The organism is Collinsella aerofaciens (assembly GCF_005844325.1).
Classification (GTDB): Bacteria; Actinomycetota; Coriobacteriia; order Coriobacteriales; family Coriobacteriaceae; genus Collinsella; species Collinsella aerofaciens_G.
Window position 1 is genome coordinate 61,007 of the sequence record NZ_SPFY01000007.1, and the last position, 16,145, is coordinate 77,151.

The window sequence follows — 16,145 nt, forward strand, 5'->3', positions numbered from 1 at the left end:
CATTAACGAAATGACAACGTTGTCATTTCGCAATGCCTTCCTTACCCAGGAAGGTTTCCGGGCAGTCCTGACCATCCATCGACGACCAGTTCCATCCACATGCATCGCGCATCAAGCAGCAAAGGAGCTCTATGGACGCCATCGTAAAGATGCTCGAAAAGCATCAACCGTTCTTTGAGAAGATCTCGAGGAACATCTACCTCCAGGCCATCAAGGACGGATTCCTTGGGTGCATGCCCATCGTCCTTACCTCTTCGATCTTTCTGCTGATCGCCACGCTTCCCGGCGTAGTCGGCATCACGCTGCCCCAGCCGCTCATCGACTGGTGCAACAAGCTCTACAACTTCACCATGGGCGTCATGGGCATCATGGTTGCCGGCACCACCGCCAAGAACTTCACGGCATCCATGAACCGTCGCATGCCCGCCGGCAAAGTGCTCAACGACGGTTCCACCATGGTGGCCGCCCAGTGCAGCATGCTTTTGCTCGCCGTTACGCAGTTCACCACCAAGTTCGACGGCTCCGAGCTTTCGGTCTTCGATTGCACCAGCATGGGTACGCGCGGTCTGTTCTCGGCCTATATCGCCGCGTTCATTACCGTGTGGGTTTATAAGTTCTGCGTCTCGCGCGATCTGACCATTAAGCTGCCCAAGGAGGTCCCGGGCGCCATCGCTCAGAACTTCCGCGACATCATCCCCTTTGGCGGCGCCGTCATCATCTGCGGCATCATCGATGTGGTTGTGCGCAACCTCATGGGCGTTCCGTTCTCCGAGCTGCTCATCAAGCTGCTCTCCCCGCTCTTTACCGCTGCAGAAACCTATCCTGGCCTTATCCTTATCCAGGCAGCCACCGCGTTCTTCTGGTTCATCGGCGTCCACGGCCCCTCGATCGTCCAGCCGGGCATCGACCCCATCCGTCTTGCCAACCAGGCCGAGAACCTGCAGGTTCTGCTGGCCGGTGGCCACCCCGCCCACTCCCTCACCTTTAACATGTCGCTCGTAGGTGAGTTCGGCGGCACCGGCGCCACCTTCATCGTGCCGCTTCTGCTGATTCTCTTTATGAAGTCCAAGCAGCTCAAAGCCGTCGGTAAGGCCTCGATTGTTCCTGTTGCCTTTGCCGTCAACGAACCGCTGCTCTTTGGCGCGCCGATGATCCTTAACCCCTACATGCTCATCCCCTTTGTTGCCGCCGGCTGCGTCAACGTGAGCGTTGCCAAGTTCTTTATCGATAACGTAGGCATGAACGGCTTCTCCTTCGTGGTGCCTTGGGCCACCCCCGCCCCCATCGGCATCTTCATCACCACGAACTTCCAGCTTATCGCCCTGGTATTTGTCGCGATCATCATCTTACTGGACGCCATCATCTACCTGCCGTTCTTGAAGGCATACGATAAGCTGCTCTGCGACCAGGAGGCCGAGCGCGCCGCCGAGCTGGGTCTCGAGTCCAATGGTGCCGCTGCCATCGCCGCCGACGCCTCTGCGCCCGCTGTCGAGCAGGCCACCGCTTCCGTCGAGACGACCGCCGCTGCCGCCGAAAGCAAGCCTGTCGCCGATCAGCCCGAGCCTGCCGCCGACGCATCCGCTAAGAAGGATGTCGACGGCCTGAAGGTCCTCGTCCTGTGCGCCGGTGCCGGCACCTCTGCCATGCTTGCCAACGCCATCAAGGAAGGTGCCGCGCAGACCGGAGAGAACATCGCTTCCTCCGCAGGCGCCTATGGTCAGCACACTGCCATCATGGATCAGTACGACGTTATCGTGCTTGCCCCGCAGGTTCGTAGCTACTACAACGACATGAAGGCCGACACCGATCGCCTGGGCATTAAGCTGCTCGCCCCGCGCGGTAAGGAATATATCGACCTTACTCGCGACCCCGCCGGCGCCATTAAGTGGCTCCGCGAGAACCTCGACTAGTTTCCTCCCTCTGTTGGTGCCCGGATCCCCAGTTCGGGCACCTCTCCCTATTCGTATCCCACAGAAAGGATGACTCATGACCAACCCCATGCAGTTCCCCGACGGCTTTGTCTTTGGCGGCGCCACCGCTGCTTACCAGGTTGAGGGCGAGACCCGTACGCACGGCAAGGGCAAAGTGCCCTGGGACGATTTCCTGGCAGCCCAGGGTCGCTTCTCCCCCGATCCTGCAAGCGACTTCTACAACAAATATCCGGTCGATATCGATTTGTGCCAGCGCTTTGGCATTAACGGCATTCGCGTCTCCATCGCTTGGAGCCGCATCTTCCCCAGTGGCACCGGCGAGATTAACCCCGAGGGTGTCGCTTTCTATCACGAGCTTTTCGCCACCTGCAACAAAGCTGGCGTTATCCCCTATGTCACGCTCGATCACTTCGATACGCCCGAGGCCTTTTACCAGAACGGCGGCGAGGGTTTCCTGACGCGCGCGACGATCGACGCCTTCGTCGAGTACGCCAAGTTCTGCTTTGCCGAGTTCACCGAGATCAAGCACTGGTTCACGTTTAACGAGATTCCCGCAACCGCCGAGGGCAGCTTTATCGTCGGCAACTGGCCGCACGGCGAGAAGTACCGCCTGGACAAGGCCTTCCAGCTCATGCACAACATGATGGTGGCCCACGCCAAGGCTGTCGTCGCCTTCCATGAGGGCGGCTTTGAGGGCGAGATCGGCATTGTCCAGAACCTGGAGCCCAAGTATCCCCTCGACCCCAACAACGCCGCCGACTGCGAGGCAGCTCGCATGGCCGACGTCATCAACAACCGCTGGGTACTCGACGCCACCTTCCGCGGCCACTATGCAGCCGACACCATGGAGGCTGCGACCAAGCTGGCCCATATCGCCGGCGGCGAGCTCGACGTCCGCGACGAGGACATCGCCGCGCTGACCGCCGCGCTCCCCTACAACGATTGCCTGGGCGTCAACACCTACAAGTGCCAGTTCCTGCGTGCCGCCGAGGGCGAAAACGACATCAACCACAATGGCACCGGCGACAAGGGCTCCTCGCGCTGGTTCCTCAAGGGCGTGGGCGAGTCATGCGTGCGCGAAGGCGTACCCACCACCGATTGGGACTGGATCATCTATCCCGAGGGCCTCTACGACCTGCTGCTGCGCATTAAGAACGATTACCCCAACTACAAGAAGATCTACATCACCGAGAACGGCATGGGCTATAAGGACGACTTCGAGGATGGCTTTATCGACGACGCCCCTCGCATCGACTACATGCGTCAACATCTCGCATGGATCCTCAAGGCAATCGACGGCGGCGTAAACGTCGACGGCTACTTTGTGTGGTCGCTGCAGGACCAGTTCTCCTGGACCAACGGCTATAACAAACGTTACGGCCTGTTCTACATCGACTTTGAGACCCAGAAGCGCTATCCCAAGGCGAGCGCGTACTGGTACAAGAACGTCGCGGAGACCGGCCTGCTCATGGCCTAGTTTCCGCCGCATACCCCTGTCGGCCGCATGCGAATCCCTCCACGGGTTCGCATGCGGCCTTTTTGTTTTCGCGCGGGTCGGCAGCCGTTTGTCTAAATCTGTAACATCAAGTCGATTTTTTTGCCTCTACCTGTTACAAATCAAGACAAACGGGAATCACTCTGCCGAAACGTCTCAATCTGTAACAGATATCTGCTCAAATCGAGTCTAGGTGTTACAGATTGAGTTTTTGATTTGGGAGGTTGAGGATGGGGGATCGCGTGCCGAAAGCATGGTCCCCGGATAAAAAAGCTCGCCGGCCAGGCCGAAGACATGGCCCACATCAAGGCAGACCTTTGCCCCTGCTCGCCCGAGCAAAAAGTCATGCCCCTCGATGCGCTCTGCCAGTCCGGCACCGAGACCCCGCAATGGCGGTGGGATGTGCTGGTCGGAGAGGGCGACCCGCTCTACTGCAAGTCCCGAGAGATCTAAGTATCCGCTGCAAGGTATAAGAACGAATTGGAGCCCTGGTACATACCGGGGCTCCTCGTGGTAGTGGCTGTCTAATGAATCTGGTGGCTAGGCCTCTTCGCCGCCACTGGATTCAGTTACCGTTTCCTCCTCACTATGTTGCGTCTCTCTCGTAGCCTCATCAACTTCTGTTGACGAATGTGCCTCTTCGTATGCTTCGATGTTCGCCTTGAGCATGGTTGCACTCTGTTCAGCAAGAGCGATCTTCCTCTGGTGCTTGTCGTAGGCATACAGTCCGATTCCACCTGCGACTAGCGTGGCTACAGAACCGATTACTCCACCCTGGATTCTTCCAACGGAAATCCCGCCCGCTCTGATATTGCTGATCAGCGCCTGAGGCCCACCGAGCTCTTTCGCCAGATGCGACAATTGCGCATAGTCCCAAGTCGTCATTGCCTTTTCCTCACTTTCTTTCACTTCAGCACCGCTTCCACTGGGGTGCTCACTTTCGACAGTGCTATCATGCCATCGGTAAATAAGACGGTATATGTCCTATAATTGTCTTATCTGTTGTTAATGAGGAATGATTAAGACAATGTACGTCCGCAAAGATCGCCCTAAGGACATTTTTCCAAAGAGACTCAGCGGTTTGATGGAAAGCTATGAAATAGAAAAGGGGCGCAGAGGCATTAGCAATATCGGCCTTGCGCGTCTGCTCTATCAAAAGCGTAACGGTGCCGATGATGCCTCGCTAGCCGATGACCGCTATGCAGTGGAAAGGGAGAACGGCCGCAAGGCGATTGCGAGAAAGATCAGCCGATTTCGAAAAGGAGATCAGTTTCCTCAATGGGATGACCTCGTAGATCTGGCTGACATATTCGGAAAGCCAGTAGGTTTTCTCATCGGGGAGACCGATTGTGATACGTACGAGCTCCAAGATATTGCTGACTTCCTTGGTCTCAGCGGCGAGGCTGTTCTGTCCATCGAGCGTATGACGAGAAAAGTTAGTGCGGAGTGGCTTCCGGAACAGTCTGGTGGCAACGGCGGAGACCATGAGGAATGGGAAAAATACCTCGTGAATGATATGGTCGCGAAGGCGAATGCCGAGCCAGAAGCTTGCAGGGCAGTGCTCAATCGAATGCTGACCGCAGCAGCGTTTAAAGACCTTGTGCTCTGCCTGTCTGAGGTCGGCGATGCCCAATACAATCTGCTTATGGAACGCATTGCAAGTGCGGAAATAGAACTGAGAGACGCAGACGTACTCAGTGACAACCACCCAGACTCCATCATGGGGCAAATGGCGGCAAAATCCCGATTCAGGGATGCTGCAACACGCCTGCAGGAAGCGGAAAATGCGGTGAGGTCCAGCAGGTATGCAGCTTATGAATGCCATGTCCGCATCGTTGATGAAATGTTCTCGGATATTACCCAGACTGACGCAAATACCGTAGCCAAAGAGCATGTCAAGCAGAGACAGTCAGGTAACCAGGCGTAGCCGTCGTATCGATACGGAAGTGGGTATAAACCGTCCTGCTGCTTGCATACGTGGTTCCGTTGCCGCCCGTCAGCTTGTAGCAGTTATAGAAGCACTGCGAGTCCGAAACCCCGCTCGAAGGCAGCGCCCAGGTGGCGTCGGCGTAGATCGTCACCAGCGACGAGCACCCCGAGAAGCAGTAGGTCAGGTCGGTGAGCGCAGACGGGTCGAAGCCTCGGAAGTCCAGCTCGGCGGGCGACGAGCGCGAAGCGAACGCGAACCGCACGACTTGACACCTGCGAGGTTGCCCAAACCGGAGACCACCTCCAGCGCCGTGCATAAGTAGAAGAGGTGGGTCAGGTTCATGGTTGCGAACGTCGCCCTGTCTGCCGCGAAGGCGATGCGCTCATCGGCCGCCTGGCCTTCACCTGCTGGATTTCGTCGCGCAGGGCGTCCGCCACCTCGGCGCTCTTGGCAGCCTCGGCCACTTGCCCCTCAAGCTCCTTGATGCGAGCCTCCTGCTTGGCGAGAAGCGCCTGGTAGCCCCTCTCCGAGTCCACTGCCTGCGGCTCTTCCGCCTGCGCGACCCCTTCTTGGCCGCCCGCCTGCGCTGCGACCTCTTCCTCGTCGTCGATGCTATGGTCGTCTCCGTCCATGTCGGCCTGCCTTTCGATTGACATAGGCCAGCACAAACGAACCGTCCCTTAACCATGCAAATAGGCTAAAGGTCGGTCACAAAGTGAGGTCATCCAGTCCGTTCGGCAGTTTGTGACCATTAGCAAGAATTAGAGGCAACGCAACGAGCGAACGCTCGATAATGGTCTAGAATATTGGACTTGACATTTGGGAGGCAAGATGGAGACTGTGAACCTTATCCTTGGAATTATCGCGTCTATCGCATCCATCGCCGCCGCCGTCATCTCGCTCCAAAACAAGCAAGAGATCAAGTCAATCAAAAAGAGTCTAAGCGACAACTCGCAGACCGCTACAGGTAAAGTTGCCACAAACGTCGTAGGCAGCAACAACTCGGCGAACATCCATGCTTCGCGATAAGCCAACGCAGACAAGCCAGAGCGCAATTGGAAAGGTCGCCACGAACATAGCCGGCGACTCCAATAGCTATGACTCACATGACATAAACATCTACCAGCCCGTCTCGTCTGGCCCGCACCGGCCGCTTACAAAGACGCTCATGTATAAACTCCTGCAAATCATGATTTCGTCGACTGAGCCAACGGGCGAAGATTTCCCCCTTACGCCTCCGCCTCCTATAGAGAAGAAGCTGATTTACAACCACGCACCGCGTTACCTAAACATCATCAACGAGTATTCTGAGAACTACGCTCGTCTCGACAGCGTGATCAAGGAATTCCCCGACAGCGAAGCCATCATCCAAAGGCTGAACAAGATGTTTGTCAATGTGGCAGACGTTCGCGATGACGGCAAGCTGTGCGTAGGAAACGGCGATGCACAGCTCAAGCTCATCGAGAACGAGATCTATAACATGATTGTGAATGACGCAAGCTTTCAGGCTGACGAGGTCCCCGAAGAAATCATCAACCAGTTCTGCGTTGCGTTGATTGCCGTTGCCGTGGCAAAATGCAGAGTCCTTCTGAGGCCAGGTGATGACGATGCTGCTGCTTGATCGCAATAATGAGCCGACGAGCACGGTCTATTACATCGCTGCCGCCTTGGATGGCTACATCGACCAGAACCCAGGCTTGGACGCCGGTCAACTCTATGAGGTAACGGCGAACACTCTGGTCAAGAAAGAAGTGAGCTACGACTTCTTTGTCATGGCTTTGGACTTTCTCTTCCTCCTCGGACGCGTGTCAATAGACGAGAAGGGAGGGCTACATGTTCATCAAGTCGCTTAGAATTCGCAAGACAACAACTGACGAAATAGTTCGCGAGGTCTTATTCCACAAGGGTGCCAACCTCATCGTCGATACCGAGGACTCCGAATCGCACAATCGCGTTGGAAAAACAACCTTCCTCAAGCTCATTGATATCGCAATGGGCGCCAAGGACAGGAAGCTCATTTACACAGACGCCGACACGGGCACGGTGACCGAGGAGCTACGCGATTTCATCGTCACAAACAAGATCGCCGTCGACATGACACTGACATCGGATTTTCCCGATGGCGATGACGTGATTCTCACAATCGACCTCTTCCCGAATGGAAGGTACTACATAGACGGCGAAAAGATGGGGCAGAAAGCTTACCAGCAACGACTCAATGTCTTGCTTTTCGGGAACGAAGCGAATGTGCCCACGTTTCGCCAATTGATCAATTCATTTGTCCGCGTGTCCGTAGGCGGGGATGATAATTCCTTCCTCAAAACCGTTCCCAGCGGCAGCACATCCATCTACCGGAGTGTCTACAACGCTCTGTTCGGCATCTCAGATCCGGCGCTCGACAAAAAGCGTGACGACCTCAACAAGGACTTGAACAAGACGCGTGAGTCCATCAAACGCTATAAGAAAGTCCAGAACGTCGATACGGTCAGCGAGCAGCAGCAGATACTTGCAGGGCTCGAAGCCGAGCATGAAGAAGTCCAGTGCAAGCTCAACAGCATCATCGACGCCGATGTCTACAGGGCCAACCGCGATGAAATCGCGGCTACACGCACCCGATACGCATCTCTGACACTGCAACTCTCAGACATAGACTACAGGCTGCAACGAAATGAAGAGGCCCTGCAGACTGCTATGCAAGAGCGCGGTAGACAAGCCGACGTTAATTTGAGCAGACGGTTTTTCGAGGAAGTCTGTTCGATGATCCCGATGGTGAATGCAACTTTCGAAGAGATGGTCGCATTCAACAACCAGCTCTGCGACAACAAGATTGCCTATTTCGCGAGTGTGGCAGAAAAACTGAAGGCCGAGCGTGCATCTGTGCAACGTGAAATCAGCCAACTGTCATCGCAGAACAGCCAATTCATGTCATTGGTGGAGCAAGACCTCATCGATGAGTACGAGTCGCTTCAGGCACGCCTAGTTGAGCTTTCGAGCAGTATCGGCAAATGCCGAGAAGTAATAGATACGCTCAACAGCTTTGAGGTAGAACAGACCAGCATTGAGGGAAAAATCGCATCGCTTGGCTCGTCTGATGATGGCGACGAGCCGCAATCCAACGATTTTGCTGCAATGATGCTTGCGTTTAACGCATTCTTCACTCCGCTTGCCAGGGAGTTCAACAACGAATCGCCGCTGCTCGTTTACTATGAAGAGTCGAACAAGTTCCCCGTTGCAATACGTGATACCGCTGGCTCCAGCACGGGCACACGCAAGTCACTCATCGCCGCATTTGATTTAGCGTATCAGCAGTTTGCAGAATCAAAGGGCATCAAGACTCCGCGCTTCATAGTGCATGACGTCCTTGAAAACATCGAGGGTAAGGTGTTGCGTGACATAATCGCACGCGCCAGCACAATCAACTGCCAGTACATAGTCGCAGTCCTTAAGGAGAAGCTCGATTCGTCGCTGATACCAGCCGAGGAGCAGGGTAAACTGCAAATCCTGCAGCTTTCGATTGACGATATGCTTTTCACGCGTGGCAAAGGTGTTGCGTCGTAGGAGTGACCTGTACTCTCCTACTCCCGTATCCCCACCGAGAACTCCCCGCCGAAGTTGTTCACCTCGAACCGCTCGTCAGCCACAAGTCCCTCCTTGCTCACACGGCACGCGAACGGAAACAACTCGGCCACGTCCTGCAGTTCCAGGAACGTCCGGTAACTCGACCGGTTTACCAGCATGTCGGCAAAGACCAAAAACCGCGTAAGCTCGTCATTCAGTTCGATGGGCTCTGCAATCACGTAGTGCCCCCGCCTCACGCGCCGGACAACGCCGAACTGATTGAGCGATGCCACAATCTTTTCGGAGCCCTTCAGGATGGTCATGCGCTTGCGCGCCGCCTCAACGCTCTTATTGTCCCGGCCTAGTCAAGTACCCGTTGCCTCTCCTCGACCATCTCGCAGAAGCCTCCCACATCCATGAGCCATTCTTGCTGTGAAGGCGTGTAGGTGGGGAAAAGCTGGGAGGGGATGACGAGCTGGAGCTTGCTGTCACGCATGGCGTTCGTGTAGTCCACGCTCACGGCGGGCTCCAGCGTGATAAGGTGCTTACGCTCGATGCGGTTCGCCTCCTCGAGCACCTGCCTCCAGCGCTCCTTGATGGTCGTCTTCGCACCGAGCATCGTAAGGCTCGAGGAGGGGAACCCCTCATCCCGGTAGCACTCGATTGACGGAAAAATGAAGTCCGGCTTCGACTTTCCCTCGGTGTAGGGCTGTGCGGAGTATCGGATTCCCCTACCCTTGAACAGGAACTCAAGCTGGTGCTCGAACGCTGTGCCCGCGCGGGACTTCCTGCGCTGGAAGGTCGACATGGTGGTCTTCAGAATGCCGTCGACGTCGAGCTGGCCGTTCAAATAGGGCGCAAGGTCTCTCTCAAGCAGATGGCGCTCAAACACCTTGAACAGCAATTCCTCGCGCTCGTAGCACGCGAGCAGGCTTCGATCGGGGTCATCCGCCCAGTCGAGACCTTCAAGGGTTGAGATGGAGTACTCCGTAAAGTCGATGCCCTTCGGAAACGTATGTCCAAACCTCTTGACCATATCGTCCAAGTAGATATCCGCGCTCAAGGGAGCGCGCGTCTCGATACCAATCATGCCGAGGATGCGCGAGGCCACCGCACCGATACGGTTGCGCTCGCCCTTTGATACGGCATAGCCCGAGCGGTCGGGCTCCTCGAAGCCGAACAGCCACCTCAGCTGCGACTCGATGGTCGAGCCTTTTTTAGCGAAGATGATGAGCAGCCCGAGGTCATCGGAGTTGGCGACCACCATGAGGTCGCCAGCGGATGCCTGCCTGATGGCGGGGTTGTCCTTGTAGTAGAGACGGTACTCGGTTCTCGTGGGATGTTTGCGGCGCGCATCGTACCAAGTCACGGTCCCGTCGCACATCTCCGGCTCCGCCTCGTCGCACATGTAGGCGAACGTGGTGCGGATGTCGCGGATGTCGTCGTCACCGAACAGCGACCTCAGCGGCAGCGTGCCGTTGAACTCGTGCTGATTACTCCTACCTGCGTCGATATCGACGTCCGCGAGGGTCTTCGAGACCGCGCCGTCGAAGTAGCTGCTAAGCGCCCCGTAATCCATCCTGACACGCTCCCATCATGAGCTTGGCCACCGACCGTATTACAGGGACCGTCACCGAATTGCCGAACTGGCGGTAGGCCTGTGTGTCGGAGACCGGGATTATGAACCGGTCGGGAAATCCCTGCAAGCGCGCGCACTCTCTAGGGGTCAGCTTACGGGGGTTCTCGCCCTCGCCGCGCGAGACCAAGATCTCACTACCGTCCTTATGATAGCGTGCGGAGAGCGTCCTCGTGGTGTCCGATGGAGTGATAAGACCGTAGCCGAACCCGTTGCCGGCGGCCTCGTGCTTGGCCTTGTATGCTTTCAAATATGACCACAGCTTGTCGGAGAGCACGTACCTCGCGTCCGCATCCTCCTCCAGAATCTCCGCGGCTTTCTGACCACTGTTCGGGCAGTCGAGGTCGTCCCAAGAGAACTCCACATCGTCGCGAAAGCCAACAATGTAGATGCGCTCGCGGTGCTGGCATGTCCAACCCTTGGAGTCCAGAACCTTGTAGTGAACGTGGTAACCGAGCTCGTCCTGGAGGACCTGCATGATGACGTCGAACGTTCTGCCCCTGTCGTGACTGATCAGATTCTTCACGTTCTCGAGCAGGAACGCCTTCGGGCGCTTCTCGTTCAGGATGCGTGCAACCTCGAAGAAGAGCGTGCCCTGCGTCTTGTCTTCGAAGCCCGTAGCGCGACCAAGGGAGCGCTTCTTGGACACACCCGCAAGCGAGAACGGCTGGCATGGAAAGCCAGCGAGCAGCACGTCGAAGTCGGGGATGTCTGAAGCGGCGACCTCACGGATGTCCCCCGCCGGGGTTTCGCCGTAGTTCATGCGGTAGGTCTTCTGCGCAAACTTATCCCACTCGCAGGAGAAGACGCACCTGCCGCCCAGCTCCTGGAACGGCATGCGGATCCCGCCGATGCCCGCGAACAGGTCGATGAAGGTGAAGGCAGGCTTCCCCTCCCCTGCGGGTGCAAAGGGGGCGCGATGGCCGAGGGTGGAGATGTACTTCGACTCGGCTGCGGTGGGCCTTGTTTCGCCTGCCTCCCAGCGGCGCACCGTTCGCTCGCCGTTGGGGCCCATGCCTAGGGCAGCGGCGAATTCCTTCTGAGTCAAGCCGAGCTCCTGTCTCTTGGCCTTTACCTCATCTGCTGATAATTGCATGACGCACCTTCTGGATAGATAACAGGACAATATGTCCTCATTTTGCCACAGGGATGAAGAGATAAACTCGTCAGAATAGCAACCTTGCCCCAAACCATGGGTTTCTCACGTCTCCCACATCCGACAATCCATGTACCACTCAAACCGCGAAGACCCATCTAACCACCGCTGCGTTCTATACGATAGTCGTTCGCCAGGACATTTTTCTGCCGCCGCAGTCATTAGTCCAAGTGAAAAGCGGCAAGCCGAGAACCTCACGCCTCTCCATCATCAATCATTCCATTTCACAAATGACGCAGCGGCGCAATTAGCAACGCGGAGCATGGAACCATGCTATACCCGTCCAAACGATATTGTCCGCGCCCAACAGCTATCAATCAATTTACCTTGGCCTGCTGGCGCAGAGAGTGCAGCCAAGCCTCATGATCATCGTAACAATAAAGAACATGGGATCGCGAGGATTTGCCGAGGCGAATGTACTCCGGCCCCTTACTAGGACAGCGCCAATTTGCAAGGGTCTTCGCGCTTACGCCAATCAACTTTGCTGCCTCTTCACTCGAAAACGCAAGCGGGCGTACGGATTCAACAGCGCATGTCACGCCGTTTGCTCCACCCATAAAGACCCTCAGACTCTCCGATCACACCCACCCGTTACAGATTGAGACAATTTGACGGTACCGAATTCTTGTCAAGGCGTGGTACAATTGTGTCCCAACGCAAAGGAGGTACCTATGCCCACCTGTGTGCCCGTCCGAGACATGAAGGACACCGCTGCATTTACCGCGCTTGTTGAGTCCGAGCGCGACGTCACCGTAACTAAGAACGGCTATGAGGCCATGCACTGCATCAGCAGCGACCAGTATCGTCTCATGCAAGACGAAATCGCCAAAGCCAAGCTGCTGTCTCGTATGATGTTGGCAGAAGACGAGATATCGCAAGGCGACTACAGCGACTACGACTCCTTCGCGACCGCGATACGAGACAAATATGGCCTATAACGTCGTAATACTCGAAAGCGCACAATATGAATACGAGGCTATTGTCAGATACCTTGCTCAAATCCTTATGAACCCACGTGCAGCAGGCAATTTTGTTGCTGAGTTTGAATATCAGCTTGATCTGCTTCGCGAGCAGCCGCTCCTACGGCCCCTCTCCCACATACGAGAGCTGGCGGCACGCAATTATCGATCGTTTACCGTCAACAAATACGTGTGTCTTTACAAGTTTGAGCGCGATACGATCTATATCGCCCATGTCTTTCATCAGTCACAGGACTACGGCCGCCTGGTCTAGCCCACAAACTGAATACTTGGTCCGATCTCCCGCAGCGATAGCTAGCAAATGATCTGCGTGTGCTCCTCGATGGCGGCGCGGTCCTCGGCGGCGATACCCGGTTCGCACACCACGGCGTCCAAGCTGTCCAGGCGGCAGAAGGTGTAGAAGTCGCGCTTGCCGATTTTACTGGAATCGGCAATCAGGTAGCGCGAGTCTGCCTTGCTAAAGGCGAGCTGCTGGATACGGCCCTCGTCCATGTTGGACGTAGATACGTCACCGTCCAAGATACCGTTGGCACCGATAAACGCCGCATCGATGCCCAATGCCCGCAGGGTATCCTCGGCCGTTGGCCCCACAAAAGCGGCGGTGCGGCGACGGTACATACCGCCCACGAGGCACAAATCACAGTCTTCGCGCGCCTCGAGCAGGCTAAACACCGAAAGCGAATTAGTCACGATGCGCAGGCGAAACGCCGGCAGCATCGAGGCCATCTGCTCCACCGTAGTGCCCGTACCCAAAAAGATGGTCGAGCCTTCCTCGATAAGCTCCACGGCACGGCGCGCAATCTGCAGCTTTTCCTCGGCATGCTTGGTGCGCTTTTCGCTGTGCGAATACTCATGGCGCAACATCGCGTGGGGACGGCCCTGTGCACTGCGTGCTCCGCCGTGCACGCGCTCGATCTCGCCTAGGCTCGCAAGCTCCTCAAGATCGCGGCGGATCGTCATATCCGAGACGCCCAGTGCATCCGAAATCTCCTTGACCGAGACCGTGCCCTGCTCTTCGAGCAGCTGACGAACCTTATCCTGTCGCTCTGCCTTAATCACGATGAATCCTCGCCGTTCTTTGCGCGCATATCATTCAAACAGTAACGAACAAATTGTATCAGACTCGTACCCGTCAAAAATGAACGCCCGCACAGTTCCAATCATCACTTTTTTGAGAAAAATACCCCTGCTTTAGTGGGGTGTAGTGATAATCTCGCCTGTTCGCGCTACAGTTTGTCCGAAATACCTCGATGTTAGGAACCAAATGATCACTTCCGAGCTTTTCGGCACCGCGCCGTGCGGCACTCCCGTTCATCGTTACACCCTCAACGGGCCCGAGATCTGCGTTCGCATTATGGACTATGGCGCCACCGTGCTTGGCATCGATGTGCCCGACATCCCTGGCAACGTGCGCGATGTGGTGCTGGGCTTCGATAAGCTCGAGGATTACTTTGACAACCCCGCCTGCTTTGGCGCGACCATCGGCCCTGTGGCCAACCGCACTGCGGGTGCCACGATCACCATTGACGGCACGGACTGGCATATGCCAGCCAACGAAGGCGTCAACAACCTGCACAGCGATCTTGAGCACGGCCTGCACAAGCGCGTGTGGGACGTTGAGCTCGACGAGGTGCACAACGCCGTGCGCATGACCACCTCGCTTGAGGATGGCGAACTGGGCCTGCCCGGCAACCGTACGTTTACGGCCGTGTTTACCGTTACGCGCACCGGCGTCTTTCGCATCGAGTATGGCTGCGAGAGCGACCGCGCCACCTACGTGTCCATGACCAACCACACATACTTTAACCTCGCCGGTCATAACGCCGGCATGGACTGTGAACACTTCTTTGTTGCCAACGCCGCTCACTACCTGCCCATTAACGAGCAGAACATTCCCACCGGCGAAATCGCTCCGGTCGAGGGCACGCCGTTTGACTTCCGCGAGCTGCGCCCCGTCGCACCCGGCATGGAGGCAGACGACCCGCAGATTAAGCAGGCCCGTGGCTACGATCACTGTCTGTGCATCGATGGCTATCAGTACGGCCGCAACCTGCGCCGCGCGCTGCATGTCGAGGAGATGTGGACCGGTCGTGAGCTGGATTATTACACCACCGCCCCGGGCGTTCAGCTCTATACCGGCAACTGGCTTAGCGATGAGCACGCCAAGGACGATGCCAACTATGACTGGGGCGCCGGCTTTGCTCTCGAGGCCGAGATGTATCCCGATACGCCGCACCACCCGCTGTTCCCACAGGGCATTGTGGGCCCGGGTCACCCCTACAGCAATGTGATCGAATACCACTTTATGAGGCACTAAGCCCACAACGCGACATATCGCACAGCAGCGCCCGCCGGCACCACCGCCGACGGGCGCTTTTCATCTTTTGGGCTCATTTTCGCTGTGACTGCATAAGTGACATATCAAAACTATGTCCATTTACTACGTTTAGCCCGGGATGCTCGACCATGCACCGCTTTTTGTTACATTCGCGAGCCGTCTACCTGCGGTTTTGTTTTTCTCAAATTCGACATGCTCGGCGATGGCCGATCAAACGTAGTAAATGGGCATTGTTTTTGACAGGCAGCATCGCACGCGTCCCTCGCAAGGGCAAAATGATTCGTTTTTCTCCGTCCCCAAGGGATCAGTTGAACAGATTGCCGATGGGGTCGGGATTGGAGCTGGGGAGATAGCGGATTTCTAGTTCTATGCCGAGCTTTTGCAGCTCTCTGAGAGCAGCGACGTCCGCATCGTCTGTGGCGACTGCGGGCACTGCGGGATGCTTGCCCTCCCCTGCCTGCATATGGCCAATGCTGATCTTGGTGATCGGCACGCCACCCTTAACCAGCGCGAGTGCATCGGCGGGTGAGGCCACCATGATCAGAATCAATTGGCGCGGCGTTGCGGTATGAATGATGTCGATGGCCCTTTGCACCGAGAAAAACCTTGTCCAAACGCCTTCTGGCGCCGCCACCCTCATGGGTGCCCATTGGCGCGAATCCGCCGCAATCTCGTCGTTGACGATTAGGACAAGGTTGGAACCAGTCGCCTCGTTCCACAGCTCAACGTCTTGCCCGTAAATGAAACGGTCATCGATACGCGTGAGAAGAATCTTGGGTTGAGCCATGGCTGCCCCATTCTGTTTGAGACCCATACGAGCGGGACATCACGTCTCCAATATTAGTGCATTTAAAGTGAGAAAAGCCGTCAGAACCCTTGCGCGGATGTGCGATGTCCCGTATAATAAACAGCCGTTGACGCCTCAGTTGCGTCACCACATGGCCGCCAGCGTAGCTCAGTTGGTAGAGCACCGCTCTCGTAAAGCGGGGGTCACCGGTTCGAGCCCGGTCGCTGGCTCCATTGCACAAGATAGCCGCCTTCGGGCGGCTTTTTTCTTGCCGATTTAGGCTTATAGGACAAAATGTGTGTCCACGTTGGGGGCATCGGCGCAGGTCGATGCC

19 protein-coding genes and 1 tRNA gene are annotated in these 16,145 nt (G+C 56.5%); 12 read left to right on the forward strand and 8 right to left on the reverse strand.

Going from position 1 to position 16,145, the window contains the following annotated elements; genetic code table 11:
- The first annotated feature begins 131 nt into the window (after window positions 1-131).
- From FGQ61_RS03820 to FGQ61_RS09580, 3 genes are all read left to right on the forward strand, one after another.
- Window positions 132-1,910, forward strand: coding sequence for a PTS lactose transporter subunit IIBC (locus FGQ61_RS03820; RefSeq protein WP_138374614.1), 1,779 nt, complete (start codon window positions 132-134; stop codon window positions 1,908-1,910).
- 76 nt (window positions 1,911-1,986) lie between these two features.
- Window positions 1,987-3,408, forward strand: coding sequence for a 6-phospho-beta-galactosidase (gene lacG, locus FGQ61_RS03825; protein ID WP_212745433.1), 1,422 nt, complete (start codon window positions 1,987-1,989; stop codon window positions 3,406-3,408).
- Between the two features lie 312 nt (window positions 3,409-3,720).
- On the forward strand, window positions 3,721-3,879 hold the full coding sequence (locus FGQ61_RS09580; protein WP_171021499.1) for a hypothetical protein: 159 nt from the start codon (window positions 3,721-3,723) through the stop codon (window positions 3,877-3,879).
- Window positions 3,880-3,966: 87 nt separating this feature from the next.
- Here the strand turns inward: FGQ61_RS09580 and FGQ61_RS03830 are convergent, their stop codons facing one another.
- The gene (locus tag FGQ61_RS03830) at window positions 3,967-4,311 is read right to left on the reverse strand and encodes a hypothetical protein (RefSeq protein WP_138374615.1); all 345 of its coding nucleotides are present in this window, start codon (window positions 4,309-4,311) and stop codon (window positions 3,967-3,969) included.
- A gap of 142 nt (window positions 4,312-4,453) precedes the next feature.
- On the opposite strand from FGQ61_RS03830, the gene FGQ61_RS03835 reads away from it, so the two are divergent.
- A complete protein-coding gene (locus FGQ61_RS03835) occupies window positions 4,454-5,353 on the forward strand; it encodes a hypothetical protein (RefSeq protein ID WP_138374616.1) in 900 nt (299 codons plus the stop codon).
- Here the strand turns inward: FGQ61_RS03835 and FGQ61_RS03840 are convergent.
- Window positions 5,322-5,618 (reverse strand): hypothetical protein, encoded by a 297-nt coding sequence (locus tag FGQ61_RS03840; RefSeq protein WP_117769888.1) that lies wholly within the window; start codon window positions 5,616-5,618, stop codon window positions 5,322-5,324. The genes FGQ61_RS03835 and FGQ61_RS03840 overlap by 32 nt on opposite strands.
- 76 nt (window positions 5,619-5,694) lie before the next feature.
- Complete coding sequence (locus FGQ61_RS03845; RefSeq protein ID WP_138374617.1) at window positions 5,695-5,988, reverse strand: hypothetical protein; 294 nt, start codon at window positions 5,986-5,988, stop codon at window positions 5,695-5,697.
- Between the two features lie 199 nt (window positions 5,989-6,187).
- On the opposite strand from FGQ61_RS03845, the gene FGQ61_RS03850 reads away from it, so the two are divergent.
- Genes FGQ61_RS03850 through FGQ61_RS03865 form a run of 4 tightly spaced genes read left to right on the forward strand, consistent with a single transcriptional unit; the run spans window position 6,188 to window position 8,914 of the window.
- Window positions 6,188-6,385, forward strand: a complete 198-nt coding sequence (locus tag FGQ61_RS03850) for a hypothetical protein (protein ID WP_117769890.1) — start codon at window positions 6,188-6,190, stop codon at window positions 6,383-6,385.
- Entirely contained in the window at window positions 6,372-6,977 is a 606-nt protein-coding gene (locus tag FGQ61_RS03855) for a hypothetical protein (protein ID WP_138374618.1), read from the forward strand. Before FGQ61_RS03850 ends, FGQ61_RS03855 begins: the two co-directional genes overlap by 14 nt.
- Entirely contained in the window at window positions 6,964-7,209 is a 246-nt protein-coding gene (locus tag FGQ61_RS03860; protein ID WP_117769892.1) for an ABC-three component system middle component 6, read from the forward strand. Before FGQ61_RS03855 ends, FGQ61_RS03860 begins: the two co-directional genes overlap by 14 nt.
- Window positions 7,190-8,914 carry a DUF2326 domain-containing protein gene (locus FGQ61_RS03865; RefSeq protein WP_117769893.1) on the forward strand — a complete coding sequence of 575 codons (1,725 nt, stop codon included), beginning with the start codon at window positions 7,190-7,192 and terminating at the stop codon, window positions 8,912-8,914. Before FGQ61_RS03860 ends, FGQ61_RS03865 begins: the two co-directional genes overlap by 20 nt.
- Window positions 8,915-8,931: 17 nt before the next feature.
- On the opposite strand, the gene FGQ61_RS03870 is transcribed toward FGQ61_RS03865, so the two are convergent.
- From FGQ61_RS03870 to dcm, 3 genes are read right to left on the reverse strand one after another with little or no spacing between them, the layout of a single operon-like run.
- Window positions 8,932-9,237, reverse strand: coding sequence for a hypothetical protein (locus tag FGQ61_RS03870; RefSeq protein WP_138374619.1), 306 nt, complete (start codon window positions 9,235-9,237; stop codon window positions 8,932-8,934).
- A 38-nt stretch (window positions 9,238-9,275) separates the two neighbouring features.
- A complete protein-coding gene (locus tag FGQ61_RS03875) occupies window positions 9,276-10,493 on the reverse strand; it encodes a type II restriction endonuclease (protein WP_117769895.1) in 1,218 nt (405 codons plus the stop codon).
- A complete protein-coding gene (gene dcm / locus FGQ61_RS03880; RefSeq protein ID WP_117769896.1) occupies window positions 10,474-11,646 on the reverse strand; it encodes a DNA (cytosine-5-)-methyltransferase in 1,173 nt (390 codons plus the stop codon). Before dcm ends, FGQ61_RS03875 begins: the two co-directional genes overlap by 20 nt.
- 731 nt (window positions 11,647-12,377) lie before the next feature.
- On the opposite strand from dcm, the gene FGQ61_RS03885 reads away from it, so the two are divergent.
- Both FGQ61_RS03885 and FGQ61_RS03890 read left to right on the forward strand, forming a co-directional pair.
- Window positions 12,378-12,644, forward strand: a complete 267-nt coding sequence (locus FGQ61_RS03885; RefSeq protein ID WP_138374620.1) for a type II toxin-antitoxin system Phd/YefM family antitoxin — start codon at window positions 12,378-12,380, stop codon at window positions 12,642-12,644.
- Window positions 12,634-12,939: a type II toxin-antitoxin system RelE/ParE family toxin gene (locus FGQ61_RS03890; protein ID WP_138374621.1), complete on the forward strand. Its 306-nt coding sequence runs from the start codon at window positions 12,634-12,636 to the stop codon at window positions 12,937-12,939. The genes FGQ61_RS03885 and FGQ61_RS03890 overlap by 11 nt, the downstream gene beginning before the upstream one ends.
- Before the next feature lie 41 nt (window positions 12,940-12,980).
- Here the strand turns inward: FGQ61_RS03890 and FGQ61_RS03895 are convergent, their stop codons facing one another.
- Window positions 12,981-13,745 (reverse strand): DeoR/GlpR family DNA-binding transcription regulator, encoded by a 765-nt coding sequence (locus FGQ61_RS03895; protein WP_238057382.1) that lies wholly within the window; start codon window positions 13,743-13,745, stop codon window positions 12,981-12,983.
- A 205-nt stretch (window positions 13,746-13,950) separates the two neighbouring features.
- On the opposite strand from FGQ61_RS03895, the gene FGQ61_RS03900 reads away from it, so the two are divergent.
- On the forward strand, window positions 13,951-15,003 hold the full coding sequence (locus tag FGQ61_RS03900) for an aldose epimerase family protein (protein ID WP_138374622.1): 1,053 nt from the start codon (window positions 13,951-13,953) through the stop codon (window positions 15,001-15,003).
- Between the two features lie 325 nt (window positions 15,004-15,328).
- Here FGQ61_RS03900 and FGQ61_RS03905 read toward each other — a convergent pair whose 3' ends face one another.
- Window positions 15,329-15,811, reverse strand: a complete 483-nt coding sequence (locus FGQ61_RS03905) for a PTS sugar transporter subunit IIB (protein WP_138374623.1) — start codon at window positions 15,809-15,811, stop codon at window positions 15,329-15,331.
- Window positions 15,812-15,968: 157 nt separating this feature from the next.
- On the opposite strand from FGQ61_RS03905, the gene FGQ61_RS03910 reads away from it, so the two are divergent.
- Window positions 15,969-16,044, forward strand: a tRNA-Thr gene (locus FGQ61_RS03910).
- Window positions 16,045-16,145: the final 101 nt, after the last annotated feature.

Bases quoted from the DNA above. Each gene is read 5' to 3' on its own strand.
- FGQ61_RS03820 (WP_138374614.1), top strand. From the start codon at position 132: ATGGACGCCATCGTAAAGATGCTCGAAAAGCATCAACCGTTCTTTGAG.
- lacG (WP_212745433.1), top strand. From the start codon at position 1,987: ATGACCAACCCCATGCAGTTCCCCGACGGCTTTGTCTTTGGCGGCGCC.
- FGQ61_RS09580 (WP_171021499.1), top strand. From the start codon at position 3,721: ATGGCCCACATCAAGGCAGACCTTTGCCCCTGCTCGCCCGAGCAAAAA.
- FGQ61_RS03830 (WP_138374615.1), bottom strand. From the start codon at position 4,311: ATGACGACTTGGGACTATGCGCAATTGTCGCATCTGGCGAAAGAGCTC.
- FGQ61_RS03835 (WP_138374616.1), top strand. From the start codon at position 4,454: ATGTACGTCCGCAAAGATCGCCCTAAGGACATTTTTCCAAAGAGACTC.
- FGQ61_RS03845 (WP_138374617.1), bottom strand. From the start codon at position 5,988: ATGGACGGAGACGACCATAGCATCGACGACGAGGAAGAGGTCGCAGCG.
- FGQ61_RS03850 (WP_117769890.1), top strand. From the start codon at position 6,188: ATGGAGACTGTGAACCTTATCCTTGGAATTATCGCGTCTATCGCATCC.
- FGQ61_RS03855 (WP_138374618.1), top strand. From the start codon at position 6,372: ATGCTTCGCGATAAGCCAACGCAGACAAGCCAGAGCGCAATTGGAAAG.
- FGQ61_RS03860 (WP_117769892.1), top strand. From the start codon at position 6,964: ATGCTGCTGCTTGATCGCAATAATGAGCCGACGAGCACGGTCTATTAC.
- FGQ61_RS03865 (WP_117769893.1), top strand. From the start codon at position 7,190: ATGTTCATCAAGTCGCTTAGAATTCGCAAGACAACAACTGACGAAATA.
- FGQ61_RS03870 (WP_138374619.1), bottom strand. From the start codon at position 9,237: ATGACCATCCTGAAGGGCTCCGAAAAGATTGTGGCATCGCTCAATCAG.
- FGQ61_RS03875 (WP_117769895.1), bottom strand. From the start codon at position 10,493: ATGGATTACGGGGCGCTTAGCAGCTACTTCGACGGCGCGGTCTCGAAG.
- dcm (WP_117769896.1), bottom strand. From the start codon at position 11,646: ATGCAATTATCAGCAGATGAGGTAAAGGCCAAGAGACAGGAGCTCGGC.
- FGQ61_RS03885 (WP_138374620.1), top strand. From the start codon at position 12,378: ATGCCCACCTGTGTGCCCGTCCGAGACATGAAGGACACCGCTGCATTT.
- FGQ61_RS03890 (WP_138374621.1), top strand. From the start codon at position 12,634: ATGGCCTATAACGTCGTAATACTCGAAAGCGCACAATATGAATACGAG.
- FGQ61_RS03900 (WP_138374622.1), top strand. From the start codon at position 13,951: ATGATCACTTCCGAGCTTTTCGGCACCGCGCCGTGCGGCACTCCCGTT.
- FGQ61_RS03905 (WP_138374623.1), bottom strand. From the start codon at position 15,811: ATGGCTCAACCCAAGATTCTTCTCACGCGTATCGATGACCGTTTCATT.